Raw genomic sequence first — 14,663 nt, 5'->3', positions numbered from 1 at the left:
ACGGCGGACGAACGACGTGGTGGAGTCGTCATGGGATTGAGCCAAATGGGAGTCCTAATTAACTCTCTGGCTGGACCCGGAAACGCAAAAAATGGTGTCTCAAACCTGCAATTCGCCCCAAACTGGCCCAGAACACGAGGTTGGGGGAGAAACTTCTCACCCTGAGACGACCAGGTGTCATGCAGGGACGCTCTCGCTTGTGAGAGGGGGGCCACATCGACTAGGACACCAGTCCTAGTCGCCCCATTCCGCGTCAGACGGCTTCGGTCCTTTACCGGTTAGCTCGGGCCAGCAGGAGGACGGCGACGAGCGCGAAGACGAGGTGCGGCAGCCAGGCTGCGACGACGGGGGGGATCGTCTGCACGTACCCGAGCGGCTCGATGGTCTTCTGGAGCGCGAGGTAGATGAACGCGACGCCCAGGCCCAGTGCCAGTTGCGCCGCCTGCCCGCCTCGGCGCCGCCGCGCCGCCATCGGGACCGCGAGCAGGACCAGGATCAGGTTCGCGACCGGGTAGGCGAACTTGTTGTAGTACGCCACTAGCGGTCGGCCTCGCTCGGTGACGCCTGCCCGTTCGAGCGACCGCACGTAGTCGCGTGCTTCCAGCACCGTCAGCCGTTCGGCGTCGCGCTCCGACTGGGCGAGGTCGCGGGGCCGCACCGCGAGCGCCGTGTCGAGTTGGGCGTGGTAGGCGTACGTCTCCGCCCCGCCGTCGTCGAACGCGCGCACGGACACGTCGACGCCCTGCCACGTGGCGAGCGAATCGTTCCAGGTCATCTGCGCGGCGTCCAGGCGGCGCGCGAGGCCTCGGCCGGAGTCCATCTCGACCACGCTGACGCGGAAGGCCTGCGACCGCTCGCGATCGAAGTAGCGGGCCGTCAGGACGACTCCGGGTGCCATCTGCCGCACGATCTCGGAGCCGCTGCTTCCCTCAGGCGCGTCGCGGTAGTACTGATTCTGGAAGGCATGGACGACGGTGTTGGCCCGCGGCACCACGAACCCGTTGAAGGCCAGCATGCCCGCCGTCACCCCGAGCCCGACCAGCAGAAACGGTCGCATGTAGCGCGCCGTCGAGACGCCTGCCATGTGGATGGCCGTCAACTGCATCGACTGCGCCAGTCGCGAGGTGACGTAGACGGCAGCCAGGAAGAGCGCCAGCGGGCTCGTCAGCCGGAGGATGTCCGGGACGTAGTAGAGGTAGTACTCGCCGAAGATCTGGGCCGTCGTGGCGCCGCGGTCCAGGAAGTCGTCGATCCGCTCGGCGAGGTCCAGCACGATGAACGTCGCCACCAGCAGCACCAGCAGGAGCGCGGTGCCGGAGAGAAAGCGGCGGAGGACGTGCCAGTCGAAGCGAGTCAAACGAGATCGGGAGAGCGGGTGAGGGAAGATCGGGTGATTGCCGACCCCAGGGGCCGCGTCCGGCCGTCCAGTGCGGGCGCGGTCGGAACGGGGGGAGGTAGCTTGGCGTGCCCCTCGGCGGACGCGCGGCAGGACGCCCCCGATCACCCGATCCGACCACACCCAATCTGACCTCCCTATGAAAGTCCACGAGTACCAGGCCAAGGAGATCCTCGCCCAGCACGGCGTCGCCGTCCAGCGCGGCATCGTCGCCGACACGGTCGACGAGGCCGTCGAGGCCGCCGAGACCATGGCGGCCGACGGCGTGACGCAGTTCGTCGTCAAGGCCCAGATCCACGCCGGTGGGCGTGGCAAGGGCGGCGGCGTCAAGTTCACGCCCTCCATCGACGGCGTCCGGCCGAACGCCGAGAAGATTCTCGGCATGCAGCTCGTGACGCCGCAGACTGGCCCGGAGGGGCAGCTCGTCAAGAAGATCCTCGTGACCGCCGCCGAGGACATCGCGCACGAGTACTACCTCGGCGTGACGCTCGACCGCGGCAAGGGCATGGACGTGATCATGGCGTCCACCGAGGGCGGCGTCGAGATCGAGGAGGTTGCCGAGGCGACGCCCGAGAAGATCATCAAGGTGTGGGTGGACCCGGCCGTCGGCCTGCGCCCCTACCAGGCCAACGAGATCGCCTTCGGGCTCGGCTTCGAGGGGCAGGCCCTCAAGGAGGCCCGCGGCTTCGTCTCGAAGCTCTACAACGCCTACCGCGCCTCCGACGCGACGACGGCCGAGATCAACCCGCTCGTCCTCACCGACGACGGCCGCGTGGTTGCGCTTGACGCCAAGATCGACCTGGACGACAACGCGCTCTTCCGCCACCCCGAGCTCGCGGACATGCGCGACGAGGCCGAGGAGGACCCGCTGGAGGTCGAGGCGGGCAAGCACAACCTGAACTACATCAAGCTCGACGGCAACGTCGGTTGCATGGTCAACGGCGCCGGTCTGGCGATGGGGACCATGGACCTCATCAAGCTGGCGGGCGGCGAGCCGGCCAACTTCCTCGACGTCGGCGGGACGGCGTCGGCGGAGACGGTCGAGGCGGGCTTCCGCATCATCCTCTCGGACCCGAACGTGAAGGCGCTCCTCGTGAACGTCTTCGGCGGGATCGTGCGGTGCGACCGCGTCGCGGCGGGCATCGTCGAGGCGGCGTCCAAGATCGACCTGACGGTGCCGCTGATCGTGCGCCTCCAGGGCACCAACGCCGAGGAGGGCATGGCCATCCTGAAGGAGAGCGGCCTGCCCATCGAGAGCGCGATTCGCCTTCAGGAGGCGGCCGAGAAGGTGACGGCGGCGCTCAACGCGTAAGCCTTCTCCTCGACACCTCATGGGGGCATGCCATCGGTATGCCCCCTACCTGTTTCTGGGCCCTATGTCCGCAGGCATCCAGATCGACGGCGTCGTCAAGCGCTACGGGGCCGTCACGGCCGTCGGCGGCGTGACCCTGGACGTGCCCGCGGGCGCGTTCGTCTCGCTGCTGGGCCCCTCGGGCTGTGGCAAGACGACGCTGCTCCGCCTCGTGGGGGGCTTCGAGACCCCCGACGCGGGGGCGATCCGCATCGGCGACCGCGACGTGACGCGGCTGGCGCCCCAGGATCGCCCGACGGCGATGGTCTTCCAGAGCTACGCGCTCTTCCCGACGATGACCGTCGGCCAGAACGTCGGCTATGGGATGTCGGTGCGCGGTGTCGCGAAGGAGCAGAGCCGGCAGCGAACGGCGCGCGCCCTCGCGCGGGTCGACCTGGGGGGGCTGGAGGATCGTCCCGTGGCAGCGCTCTCGGGCGGTCAGCAGCAGCGCGTGGCCCTCGCCCGCGCCATCGCCGTCGAGCCCGACGTGCTGCTGTTCGACGAGCCGCTGTCCAACCTCGACCTCGCCCTGCGGGAGGCCACCCGTGCGGAGTTGAAAGCGCTCCAGCGCGACCTCGGCGTGACGAGCCTCTACGTCACCCACGACCAGTCGGAGGCGCTCGCGCTGAGCGACCGCATCGCGCTGATGCGCGCGGGCTCGCTGGAGGCCGTCGGCACGCCGGAAGACCTGTACGCCGATCCGCCGACCGCCTATGCGGCCTCGTTCCTGGGCGGCGCCAACGTGATCCGTGACCGCGCCGTCGCCGAGCGACTGGCGGGCGAGCCGATGCCCGACGGCACCGCGCTGGCGGTCCGTCCCGAAGCCCTCGAACCGGCCGCCGACGGCCTGCCCGCGCGCCTGCTCGGCCGCCTTTTCCTGGGGCTGACCGCCGAGTGGAGCGTCGACTTGGATGGCCAGCGTCTCCGCCTGTGGACGGACCCCGCCCGTGAGGTGCCCGAGGCGCTCGCCGTCCGCGCCATGCGCTGGCGTTGGGTGCGAGACGACGCGAACCCGGACTCGGACGCCGGGTAGACGATGGCGGAACCATGGGGTGGGCGCCCCCTTCACCCTGAACTCCTCTCCCTGCACCCGATGACCGACTCCGGCTCCCTCGACCTCCGCGACACGCTCGACGGGCTCACGCCTGCCCGCATCGCGACGCTCTACCGCCGCGCGCCGCTGCTCCGCAAGACCGACAACCCCGAGCGGCTCTGGGCCAGCTTCGAGGCGTCCTCGCTCGTGCTGACCGTCTGGGACGGCGGGCGCATCGTCGGCCTCGCCCGTGTCCTCACCGACGGCATCCAGACGGCCGTGCTCTGCGACCTCGCCGTCGAGCCGGACGTGCAGGGCGCGGGCATCGGCAAGCGCCTCATCGACGAGATTCTGGAGCGCCTGCCGGGTGTAGAACTCATCCTCCGCGACTCGACGCTGTCGACGGGCTTCTACGAGCGGCTCGGCTTCGCGCCGGTCGAGAACGCATGGGTGCGCAAGGCATGACCGATCAGACTCTCGCCGCGCTGTCGGATCTCCGCCAGACCCGACAGACGCTGGCCGCCCTCGTCGACGCGCTCCCTGAGGAGGCGCTGACCACCATCCCGGAGGGCTTCAACAACCACATCCTGTGGAACGTCGGCCACCTCGTGGTGACGCAGCAGGTCCTCGTGTACGGCCTCTCGGGCCTTCAGCCGAACGTCTCTGCCGAGATGATGGGCGCCTTCCGGAAGGGCACCTCGCCGCGCGACTGGGACCGAGCCTGGACGCTGGCGGAGATCCGTGAGCCCTTTCTCTCGCTGCCCGACCAGACCGAGGCGGACCTCCGGGCGGGTCGCTTCGAGACGTACCGCGAGTACACCACCACGCCCGGCGTGACGCTCCGTTCGGTGGACGACGCGGTCCGCTTCAACCAGTACCACGAGGGCATCCACCTCGGCAGCGTGCTGGCCTTGCGCAAGCTGGTGGGCTAAGCGAACGGCCGCCTCGGCACGAGGCCGGGCGGCCGCAATCGGGACCGGGAGCAGGGGCCTCCTACCAGCCGCCACTGCACGAGGGGCTGCTGACCACGTTGACGGTCACGTTGGTGCCGGATTCGGAGCCGTTGCTCAGCACGGCGTAGACGGAGTGGGTGAAGGACCCCGCCGCTCCGGTCGTCCCGAACACGCGCCGTTCCGTCTCGCCACTCATCAGTTGGCCGTCTTTGTACCACCGGTAATGGCTGACCGTGACACCAGCGGGCAGGTTGCTGACCGTCGCGGTGGCGTGGTAGAAGCTGTACGTGCAGAGCGTGGAGCCGGGGGCCACGTTCACCGAGACCGTGGCGCTGGAGGCGTCCGCGAGTGCGAGGTTGGGCTGTGGGGCGACGGCATCACAGGCTGTGAGCGTCAGGGCGAGGCCGAGGGCGAGAAAGGAGGAGAGAAGGCGGGACATGAGGCGGGAGGGAAGTGAGCTTCCAGTTTCCGCCGACTGGCCCTGGCGCACAATGGACCCACACCTCAGCAGCATGAGGTTTCGTGTCCCATGTCCTTAGTCGCTTTCTCCTGTCGGTGAGAGGGATGGTCTCACTTCACATCACTGCAGGCGCGGTCAGCCTCAGCGTTCCCGCCTCGGCATCGATCTCGACCTCGGCGCCCAGCGGGACGGTCAGCTTCGGCCCGAGGTGGCCGATGGTCGCTCCGGTGTATGCGGGCACGCCCAGCGGCTCGATGTGTTGGCGGATCACCTCCTCCAGCGTGAAGCCCGCCGAGTCGCCGGAGTCGTGATCGCAGCGGTTGCAGGCGCCGAACACGAACCCTGCGATGCCGTCCAGCAGTCCGGCCTGTCCGATCTGCGTCAGCATCCGGTCGATGCGGTAGATGGCCTCGCCCACGTCCTCGACGAACAGGATGGCGCCGTCGAGCGGCGGCAGGAACGGCGTTCCGACCATCGACGCCAGCACGGTCAGGTTGCCGCCGAGGAGCGGTCCGCGTGCCTGGCCGGGGCGGAGCGTGGTGGTGGGGTACCGGGCGAGGACGGGCGTGTCCGGGCCGAACGGCGGGTTCGCGAGAGTCACCGCATCGGCGTCCATCACCACGCGTCGGAAGCTCTGGCCGGTGAACCCGTTCAGGTTCGAGGTCGCATTCGGGCCGTGGAACGTGACGAGCCCGGTGCGAGCCGTGATCGCGAGAAGGAGGGAGGTGACGTCGCTGAAGCCGCAGAGCACCTTGGGGTTGGCACGGATGACCTCGAAGTCCAGATGAGGTAGAAGGCGAGCGCATCCCCAGCCCCCGCGCATCGTCAGGATGCCGTCCACCTGCCGGTCGGCGAACATCCGGGTCACGTCGGCGGCCCGCTGCTCGTCGGTCCCGGCGAAGTAGCCCACCTCGGCGAGCGCGTGGGGGGCGACGACGGTCTCCAGCCCCAGTGCCGCGAGCGCCGCCTGCGCGCGGCCGATGTCGGTGGGGTCGGTCGTCACCCCGGCCGGACTGATCAGGCCGACGGTGTCGCCGGGCCGCAGCCGCCTCGGGCGGGCCGTCGTCGGGCGGGGTTCGGTGGCGCGGGCGGCGCCCCCGGCGAGGCCCAGCGCGGCGCCGAGAGGGAGGGAGCGGAGGAGGTGGCGTCGATTCACAGAACGGAGGGAGAGGAAGGGAGAACAAGAAATGGCCCACCTCGGAACGTCACCGAGGCGGGCCATCGTCCGTGGTCTGCGGTCCGCTGTCCTACAGGTTCTCGATCAGCGCGTCGCCGAACTCGGAGCACTTGAGCAGCGTGGCGCCCTCCATCTGGCGCTCGAAGTCGTACGTGACGCGCTTCTGGCCGATGGTCGTCTCCATCGACTGAATGATGGCGTCGGCGGCCTCGGTCCAGCCCATGTAGCGGAGCATCATCTCGCCCGAGAGGATCACCGACGACGGGTTGACCTTGTCCTGCCCGGCGTACTTCGGCGCCGTGCCGTGGGTCGCCTCGAAGAGCGCCACGCCCGTCGTGTAGTTGATGTTGGCGCCCGGCGCGATGCCGATGCCGCCGACCTCGGCCGCGAGCGCGTCCGAGACGTAGTCGCCGTTGAGGTTGAGCGTCGCAATGACGCCGTACTCGGCGGGGCGGGTCAGGATCTGCTGGAGGAAGGCGTCCGCGATGACATCCTTGACCGTGATCGTGACGCCGTTCTTGGTGAACGTGCGCCAAGGGCCGCCGTCCAGCGTCTCCGCGCCGTACTCGGCGTCGGCCAGCTCGTAGCCCCAGTCGCGGAAAGCGCCCTCGGTGAACTTCATGATGTTGCCCTTGTGGACGAGCGTCACGGAGTCCTTGCCGTTCGTGACCGCGTAGTCGAACGCGGCACGGACGAGGCGCGTCGTCCCCTCCTGCGAGACCGGCTTGATGCCGAAGCCTGCCGTGTCGGGGAAGCGGACGTTCTTGAAGCGCTCCGGGAAATGCTCCTTGAGGAGGGCCTTGAACGTCTCGGCGTCCTCGGTGCCGTTCTCGAACTCGATGCCCGCGTAGATGTCCTCCGTGTTCTCGCGGAAGATGATCATGTCCACGTCCTCGGGCGCCTTGACCGGCGACGGGACGCCGGTAAAGTAGCGGACGGGGCGGACGCAGGCGTACAGGTCGAGCTTCTGGCGGAGCGCCACGTTGAGGCTCCGGATGCCGCCGCCGACGGGCGTCGTGAGTGGTCCCTTGATCGCGACGAGGTGCTCATCGATGGCGTCGAGCGTGGCCTGCGGCAGCCACTCGCCGGTCTGGTCGTGGGCCTTCTCACCCGCCAGAACCTCCTTCCAGACGATCTGGCGCTTCCCGTCGTAGGCCTTCTCGACGGCCGCATCGAGCACGCGCGACGCCGACGCCCAGATGTCAGGGCCGATGCCATCGCCTTCGATGAACGGGATGATGGGGTGGTCCGGGACGTGCAGACCGTCCTCGGTCATGCGGATCGTCTCGCCGGAAGAAGTGCTGTGCTGGGTGTCGGCCATCGGAAGGTCGGGTGTCTTGGAGAGAGGGCCCGGAAGCTACGCGGCGCGGCGCGGACCGATCCACCGCACGGAGAGGCGAGATGCGGAAGTCCAGGGGGCTCGCTCGGGTGGCTGCCCCTCGGGACCGCTTTCCCGCCGGACCTCCGCCGGCGCTGTTCTGGGGGTCTCGGTCCCCCGTAGCTTTGGCCTCCCCCCCGATTCGCCTCGTCATGCCCGCCCCTCTTCACGTCGGACTCCTCTACGGTGGCCAGTCGGCCGAGCACGCGATCTCGATCCGCTCCGCGCGGACGGTCTACGACGCGCTGGCCGCGCGCCACCGCGTGACGCCGATCTACATCGCCCTGGACGGTCAGTGGCACGTGACCGATGGGATCGGTGGGGACGAGGAGGCCGCCGTTTTCGTCCCGCACGGGGGCGAGGGAACCGTGACGAGTGCCGACCTGGGGGCTCTCGGGCTCGACATCGTCTTCCCGATTCTCCACGGCCACAACGGCGAGGATGGCACCATCCAGGGCTTTCTGCACACGCTCGGCCTGCCGTACGTCGGCCCCGACGTGCTGGCGTCGGCGGCATGCATGGACAAGGTGGTCGCGAAGCGGCTCCTGGAGGCCGCCGGGTTGCCGACGACGCCGTTCGTGGTGATCCGCGCCCACGAGCGGGACGGCGTCGCGTTCGAGGACGTCAGTGAAGCGCTCGGTGCGCTCGTGTTCGTGAAGCCCGCCAACTCGGGGTCGTCGGTCGGCGTGAGCAAGGTCGAGGCGGCCGACGGGTTCGAGGCGGCGCTGGACGAGGCGTTCCTGTACGACAAGACGATTCTCGTCGAGACCGGCATCGTCGGGCGCGAGATCGAGGTGGCCGTGCTCGGCAACGAGCGGCCCGCGGCGTCCGTCCCCGGCGAGATCGTGTCGACGGCCCAGTTCTACACCTACGACGCCAAGTACGAGGACCCCGACGCGTCGCGCATGGAGGTCCCGGCCGATCTGCCCGCCGAGGTCGCCGAGACCGTCCGCCGGATGGCCGTCGAGGCCTACGTCGCACTCGGCTGCGAGGGCCTCAGCCGGGTCGACTTCTTCGTCACCGACGCGGGCGACGTGCTGGTCAACGAGATCAACACGATCCCGGGCTTCACCTCGCGCAGCATGTATCCGGTGATGTGGGCGAGGACGGGCCGCCCCATCGAGACGCTGGTGGACGACCTGCTCCAACTCGGCCTGGACCGCCACGCCCGCGACGCGGCTCGCAAGACGACGCGCTGAGGCGCGTCGGGCGGCTTCGCCGAGGGGCGCCTGCCATACGATCCTACGATGTCAAGGAACCAGCGTGAGCGTGTAGACGGTCTCGCCGGGGAGGAAGGGGGAGGGGCGGCCCTGCGCCCAGTCGTCGTGGCCCGCGCCCCAGTAGGGGGAGAGGAAGTGGCCCGCCTGCCCGCCGGGCATGTGGAAGATGCCGTCCTCTTCGTGGCCGGGGGACACGACCATGCGCTCGGAGACGCCGAACGAGGGGCCGGAGACGCGAGGCATCCGCTGGTCGCCCGGCTGCTGGACCTCCGGCATCATCAGCCGGTCGCCGATGCCGGGCAGGACGGAGGCCATCGGGTGCTCCATGCGGAGCGTGTTGTAGGCGCCCCAGGTCGCGGCGGCGAGGTCCGGGTGCCGCAACGTGACGGCGTCGGCGGCGTCGAGGAGCAGGGCGTCCCAGTCGGCGTAGCCCACGGGGAGGAGGTGCGCAGGGCGCTCAGAGACGAGCGACCAGACGGGCGTCTCGTCGCGTCCGGGCAACTCCACGCGCGGCGTTCGAGCGCGGACCGGCGCCAGCAGCGGTGGCAGCACCCGGTCGACCACCTTGGTCCGGAAGTCGCGGACCAGGCGGTAGCCCGCGTCGTCGGGTGCGGCGCGGCCGCTCCAGTCGTCGACGAGCCGGGCGAGGCGGTCGCGCTCGGGCGAAGCGTCCGCCTCGGCGAGCGTGTTGAGGAGGAGCGAGCGCCAGCGGGCATAGAACAGCGCGCGGTCGTCCAACTGGATGGCGAGCAGGTCGCGCTCGGAGATGGGGGCGTCGAGGGCGCGGAGGCCGTCGCGGATCTGGCGGGCGCGGGCGCCGGGCGCGTAGTTGTCGCCGCCGAGCACGGCAAGCGCCTCGCCCGAGACCACGCGCGCGTTGGCCGTCCACAGCCGCCCGTCGGCGGGGTCCACGATGCGGGGCACCTCGTCGGGCGTCAGGAACCGGTCCCAGCGGGCGTTCGGGTCGGTCGAATCGACCGGGCGCTTGCCGTCGCGGCCGACGCGGTGGGGGATCTGCCCGGCGATGGTCCAGCCGATGCGCCCGGCGCGGTCGCCTGCGACGAAGTTCTGGCCCGGGATGCCGGACCGGTTGGCGGCGTCGAGCGCCTCGTCGAGCGTCGTCGCCGTCTCCACATCGAGGAGCGCGAGGTTGGTCGACGCCGTCCGGTGTGCGCCCCATTGCATCGCATACGCGGTCCCGTCGGCGTCGTGGGCCGTGACCGGTCCCCAGGGCGTGTCTACGATCACGACTTCCCGCACCGCGTCGCCGAGGCGGACCTGCTCGCGCAACGTGTCGACGGCGACGCTCCCGGAGTCGGTCAGGACATGACCGGGGCGCTCCGGGTCCTCCACGAGGCGGACATAGTCGATGTAGTCGGCGTAGGAGTTGGTGAAGCCCCACGCCACGTCGCCGTTGCTGCCGACCACCATCAGCGGCGTGCCGGGCAGGGTGACGCCGGTGATACGCCGCCCGCCGACGACGAGGGAGGCGCGAAACCAGATGTGGGGGAGCCGCAGACCGAGGTGCATGTCGTCGGCCACCATCGCGCTCCCGGTCGCGGTCAGCTCGCCGGAGACGGCCCAGTTGTTGGAGCCGGGGATCTCGGCTTCCGGGACGGCCGCTCGCTCCGCGCCGGGGCGGAAGTCGCCGATCTCCTCGGCCGTGGGGACCGGCGGCGGCTCCAGCGCCTCGCCCTCGATGGGCGCGTCCCAGGCGTCGCCCTCGGGCATCAGGAAGGCGGCGAGCGGGCCGGGCAGGGTCGCCTCGACAGCGTGCCGGTCCAACTCGATGCCGAAGCCGCCGTCGAACTGGAGGTCCAGGTACATGGCGTAGGCGGCCAGGATCGAGTCCTCGGGCTTCCACGGCTCGGGCGCCTGGCGGAGGGCGAGGTACTCGAACGGCCACGCGCCGAGCGCGTCACGGCCCGTGTTGACGCCGTCCGTGTAGGCGTCGAGAACGGCGCGCTGCTCGGCCGGGAGGGCCTCCACGACCGCTTCGGCCCGCGCGCGGAGTCGCTGCGGGCGCAGCGTCGAGTCGGTGGACCACGTGGCCTCTCCGAGCAGGGCCGAGAGCTCGCCCGCTGCGGCGCGGCGGAGGAGGTCCATCTGGAACGTCCGCTCCTGGGCGTGGACGTAGCCGAGCGCACGCGCGGCGTCGGCGCGGGTCGCCGCGGTGAGGGTCGGCACGCCTGCCGCGTCGCGCTCGACGGTCACGGCGGACGACAGGCCCGGCAACGCCTCCTCGCCGTTGAGGGTGGGGAGGCTGGCCCGGAGCGTCCCCCAGATGCCCACCGCCCCGAGCACCAGGATCAGGACGACGATGGACACGAGGACAAAGACGGCGCGTTTCATTCGTAGAGGCTGGTTCGGGCACCGGATGGTACGGACGGGCGTAGAGACGCTTCACCTTCTCCTCACGCCATGCCCAGTCGCAACGTCTACCACATCGTCCCCCACGACGAGCGCTGGGGGGTCCGTCTCGAAGGCTCCCCGTCGCTCTCGTTCGAGGCGGACGATCGCGACGACGCCGTCTCCCGCGCGTCCGGCTACGTCCGCCAGCTCGGTGCCGGGCGGGTCGTGGTCCATGGCGACAAGGGGCAGATCGAGGCGGTCCACACGTTCGACCAGCTTCCTGCGGCGGAGCCGTCGTGGACGGAGGCGGTGCTCTCGAAGCCGCTCTACCTGGGCATCGGCGCGGCGGCGCTCATCGCGCTCGGGGTCGGGCTGAGCCGTCGGAGCTAGCCCGGCCGCGTCCGCCTCGGTGCCGAGGCGAGGTCACTCGGCGTCGGCCTCGGCGTCCGGGTTGAGCCGTGGCATGGCCTGCCGCCGCTCGCTCTCCTGTTGCTCCACCTGCTCCTGGACGGTCTCGTTGGACCAACCTCGGGTGATCATGACCGTCGCGAGGACCGAGAGGCCCAGCATCAGCACGACGAGGACGAGGACAAAGGCGCGGGTCTGGGGACGGGAGAGGGGCATCGGAGTCGTCGCGGGGGCTCTCTGAACGATGGTGGACACACGCGGTTCAGCCGTCCACGCCACGGAGGCTCAGCCGAAGACGGCCGACGCCTCCCGGTACATCGTCGCGTGGAGGGCGGCCGTCGCTCGGGCGAGCGTCTCCGGCGCCTGCCCCGGCGTCCGGCGCGCCGCGTAGCCGCCGGAGAGGAGCAGGCACAGCGGCACCCCGGCGTCGCGGACGGTCTCGCAGACGAACCGGTCGCGGGCCGCGAGCCCGTCGCGCGAGAGCGCCAGCCGCCCGAACCGGTCCTCCGCCACCACGTCCACGCCGCCCAGGTACACCACGAGGTCGGGGGCCGCGTCGGCGAGCAGGCGGGGGAGGAGGTCGGCCAGCGTGCTGAGGTAGGCCTCGTCGCCGGTGCCGTCGGGCAGGCCCACGTCACAGGTGGAGGGCGGCTTCCGGAACGGGTAGTTGTTCGCGCCGTGCACCGACACCGTGTAGACGCCGCCACCGGGCCACGCGCGGTCGCCCCCGAAGAAGGCCGCGGTGCCGTTGCCCTGGTGGACGTCGAGGTCGAGGACGAGCGCCCGGCGCAGCCAGCCGGTCTGCTGGAGGACCCGGAGCGCGACCGCCACGTCGTTGAGCACGCAGAAGCCCTCCGGCCAGTCCGGCATCGCATGGTGGGTACCGCCGGCGAGGTTGCCTGCGACCCCGTCCACCAGCGCCATCGACATGGCGTTGACCGTGCCCTGGACTGCGAGGCGGCTCCGGCGGACGAGCGCCTCGCTCCACGGCAGGCCCATGCGTCGCTCTTCGGCGCGCGTCAGCGTTCCCGCTGCCAGCGCGTCCAGGTACCGCCGCGTGTGGACCAGCAGCAGGTCCGGCCAGTCGGCCTCGCGGGGCTCCACGATGTCCGCGGGATCGATCACGCCCTCCGCCACCAGCAGGTCGCGGAGGGCGGAGAACTTGCCCATCGGGAACGGGTGCCGCTCGGGCAGGGGGACGACGTACGCCGGGTGGTACGAGACCCGCACGCGGCTACTGCGACGGAGCCGGGGCGGTGCGCGGCGGCGCCACGAGGTCGCCCATCGACTGCTCCAGGCTCAGGCCCGTCCGCCGGGCCACCACGAACCGGTCGAAGGCGGTCGTCTCGTAGGCCTCCTCCTTGATGTACTCGAGCGCGAAGAGGAACGTCTCGGGGTCCACGAAGCCCGGCATCTTCGTGATCAGCGAGCCGTCGGTGTCGACGAACACGTGGGTCGGGGTGCCGGTGATGCCCATGGCGCCTCCGAGGTCGCGGCCCGTCACGCGGGCGTCGAAGAACTGGAGCGAGTCGCGGCCCTCGATGTCCAGGCGGACCGGCGCGTAGTTCTCGTTGAGGTACGCCTGGACGGTGTCGTCGGTCAGCACCTCGGTGTCGAAGCGGGCGCAGTAGCCACACCAGGAGGCGTAGCCGTAGACGAAGAGCAGCCGGTCGTCGGCCTGGGCCAGGGAGATGGCGTCCTCCATGGAGTACCAGTCGGGCGCGTCGTCCGGGATGATGGAGGCGTCCACCTGTGCGCTCGCGGCGAGCGGGAGCGCGAAGAGGAGGGCGACGAGGACCTTGGTCATGTGGGGGGGAGGAGGCGGTCGAGGAGAGCGCGGAACGTGCGTCGGCCCTCGTTCCATGTGTAGGGCGCGAGCACGGCCGGGGCGGCGGCGGCCCACCGGGCGCGGAGGCGCGGGTCGAGGGCGGTGCGGAGCGCTGCGGCGACGGCCCCGGCGTCCCGAGGGTCGGCCAGGACGCCGACTCCCTGACCCACCACGGCGCGGATTTCGGGCAGCGGGCTGGCCAGCACCGGGACGCCCGCCGCAAGGTACTCGAACAGCTTGTTGGGCAGGCTGAGGCGCAAACTCTCCGTCAGGGGTTCGATGAGGCAGGCACCGAGGTCGGCGCCCGGCGTGAGGGCCGCGAGGCGGTCGGGGGGGACGAACGGGTGCACGACGAGCCGATCCCCGAGATCCTTTCCTGCCTCTGCGACGGAGTCGGCGAGGGCGCCCTCGCCGATCAGGACGAGGCGGACGCCCTCGACGGCGCGCGTGGCCTCGACGAGCGCAGGGAGGCCGCGGCCGTCTCGGAAGAGGCCCTGATAGAGCACCACCATCCGGCCGTCGGCGGGGAGGGAGAGGGCGCGGCGGAGCGCGGTGCGGTCGGGCAGAGCCGCCGGGACCTCGGGCGCGTTGTACAGGACCGTCGGCCGCGGGATGCCGTACCGGTCTGCCAGCCGGTCCGCGATGGCGTCGCCCACCGTCACCACAGCGTCGGCGCGGGGGGCGACCCAGCGTTCGAGCGTGCCCCACGCGGTGCCGACCCAGGGGCGGCCGTGTGCGGAGTCGAGGCCGGCGTAGAGCTCTCGGGAGTCGTAGGCCAGCGCGCCGCCGTGCCGCTGGGCGGCGGCGGCGAGCGCGGGGAGGGTGTAGAGGTCGCTCGCCCAGTAGAGCCCGGCCGGGTGCCGCATCGCAGCGGACCGCACGGCGCGGTGGGCGTGCCAGAACGCCTTCGGCCCGCCGCCGGGGGGGACCGGGAGGACCTGTGCCGTCACGCCGTCTGGGAGGGCGCCGGGGTCGCGCGGAGATGCCGTCTGTGTCACCGTTACGGCGAGGCCCGCGTCGGCCATCGCCCGGAGCTGGCGCAGCGCCCGCGAGGAGCTCGTCACGTCGCCCAGGAGGGCGAACAGCACAGAGCGGGGAACGGAGCGC

At 70.9% G+C, this 14,663-nt stretch carries 15 protein-coding genes; 6 read left to right on the top strand and 9 right to left on the bottom strand.

The window, feature by feature from the left end:
- Window positions 1-271: 271 nt before the first annotated feature.
- The gene (locus tag B1759_RS01995; protein WP_158225073.1) at window positions 272-1,357 is read right to left on the bottom strand and encodes an LptF/LptG family permease; all 1,086 of its coding nucleotides are present in this window, start codon (window positions 1,355-1,357) and stop codon (window positions 272-274) included.
- A 178-nt stretch (window positions 1,358-1,535) separates the two neighbouring features.
- On the opposite strand from B1759_RS01995, the gene sucC reads away from it, so the two are divergent.
- From sucC to B1759_RS01975, 4 genes are all read left to right on the top strand, one after another.
- The gene (gene sucC, locus B1759_RS01990) at window positions 1,536-2,708 is read left to right on the top strand and encodes an ADP-forming succinate--CoA ligase subunit beta (RefSeq protein WP_095513364.1); all 1,173 of its coding nucleotides are present in this window, start codon (window positions 1,536-1,538) and stop codon (window positions 2,706-2,708) included.
- Between the two features lie 64 nt (window positions 2,709-2,772).
- A complete protein-coding gene (locus tag B1759_RS01985; RefSeq protein ID WP_158225072.1) occupies window positions 2,773-3,780 on the top strand; it encodes an ABC transporter ATP-binding protein in 1,008 nt (335 codons plus the stop codon).
- A gap of 60 nt (window positions 3,781-3,840) precedes the next feature.
- Window positions 3,841-4,245 (top strand): GNAT family N-acetyltransferase, encoded by a 405-nt coding sequence (locus B1759_RS01980; protein ID WP_095513362.1) that lies wholly within the window; start codon window positions 3,841-3,843, stop codon window positions 4,243-4,245.
- A complete protein-coding gene (locus B1759_RS01975; protein WP_158225071.1) occupies window positions 4,242-4,712 on the top strand; it encodes a DinB family protein in 471 nt (156 codons plus the stop codon). Before B1759_RS01980 ends, B1759_RS01975 begins: the two co-directional genes overlap by 4 nt.
- Window positions 4,713-4,773: 61 nt before the next feature.
- Here the strand turns inward: B1759_RS01975 and B1759_RS01970 are convergent, their stop codons facing one another.
- From B1759_RS01970 to icd, 3 genes are all read right to left on the bottom strand, one after another.
- Window positions 4,774-5,172, bottom strand: a complete 399-nt coding sequence (locus B1759_RS01970; RefSeq protein WP_095513360.1) for a hypothetical protein — start codon at window positions 5,170-5,172, stop codon at window positions 4,774-4,776.
- A gap of 136 nt (window positions 5,173-5,308) precedes the next feature.
- Entirely contained in the window at window positions 5,309-6,349 is a 1,041-nt protein-coding gene (locus tag B1759_RS01965) for an LD-carboxypeptidase (protein ID WP_095513359.1), read from the bottom strand.
- A gap of 91 nt (window positions 6,350-6,440) precedes the next feature.
- Window positions 6,441-7,691, bottom strand: coding sequence for an NADP-dependent isocitrate dehydrogenase (icd, locus tag B1759_RS01960; RefSeq protein ID WP_095513358.1), 1,251 nt, complete (start codon window positions 7,689-7,691; stop codon window positions 6,441-6,443).
- A gap of 209 nt (window positions 7,692-7,900) precedes the next feature.
- Here icd and B1759_RS01955 point away from each other — a divergent pair, with 209 nt between their 5' ends.
- The gene (locus B1759_RS01955) at window positions 7,901-8,947 is read left to right on the top strand and encodes a D-alanine--D-alanine ligase family protein (protein ID WP_095513357.1); all 1,047 of its coding nucleotides are present in this window, start codon (window positions 7,901-7,903) and stop codon (window positions 8,945-8,947) included.
- Window positions 8,948-8,998: 51 nt separating this feature from the next.
- On the opposite strand, the gene B1759_RS01950 is transcribed toward B1759_RS01955, so the two are convergent.
- On the bottom strand, window positions 8,999-11,320 hold the full coding sequence (locus B1759_RS01950; RefSeq protein ID WP_095513356.1) for a penicillin acylase family protein: 2,322 nt from the start codon (window positions 11,318-11,320) through the stop codon (window positions 8,999-9,001).
- A gap of 69 nt (window positions 11,321-11,389) precedes the next feature.
- Here B1759_RS01950 and B1759_RS01945 point away from each other — a divergent pair, with 69 nt between their 5' ends.
- Complete coding sequence (locus B1759_RS01945; protein WP_095513355.1) at window positions 11,390-11,710, top strand: DUF2188 domain-containing protein; 321 nt, start codon at window positions 11,390-11,392, stop codon at window positions 11,708-11,710.
- Window positions 11,711-11,743: 33 nt separating this feature from the next.
- Here the strand turns inward: B1759_RS01945 and B1759_RS01940 are convergent, their stop codons facing one another.
- From B1759_RS01940 to B1759_RS01925, 4 genes are all read right to left on the bottom strand, one after another.
- On the bottom strand, window positions 11,744-11,944 hold the full coding sequence (locus B1759_RS01940) for a hypothetical protein (RefSeq protein WP_095513354.1): 201 nt from the start codon (window positions 11,942-11,944) through the stop codon (window positions 11,744-11,746).
- A gap of 69 nt (window positions 11,945-12,013) precedes the next feature.
- On the bottom strand, window positions 12,014-12,958 hold the full coding sequence (locus B1759_RS01935; protein WP_095513353.1) for a histone deacetylase: 945 nt from the start codon (window positions 12,956-12,958) through the stop codon (window positions 12,014-12,016).
- Between the two features lie 4 nt (window positions 12,959-12,962).
- Window positions 12,963-13,535 (bottom strand): thioredoxin fold domain-containing protein, encoded by a 573-nt coding sequence (locus B1759_RS01930; protein WP_158225070.1) that lies wholly within the window; start codon window positions 13,533-13,535, stop codon window positions 12,963-12,965.
- The gene (locus B1759_RS01925) at window positions 13,532-14,644 is read right to left on the bottom strand and encodes a glycosyltransferase (protein ID WP_095513351.1); all 1,113 of its coding nucleotides are present in this window, start codon (window positions 14,642-14,644) and stop codon (window positions 13,532-13,534) included. The genes B1759_RS01930 and B1759_RS01925 overlap by 4 nt, the downstream gene beginning before the upstream one ends.
- Window positions 14,645-14,663: the final 19 nt, after the last annotated feature.

The organism is Rubrivirga sp. SAORIC476, assembly GCF_002283555.1.
Taxonomy (GTDB): Bacteria; Bacteroidota; Rhodothermia; order Rhodothermales; family Rubricoccaceae; genus Rubrivirga.
The sequence above is the reverse complement of the archived record's forward strand: the minus strand, read 5'-3'. Positions and strand labels throughout refer to the sequence as shown.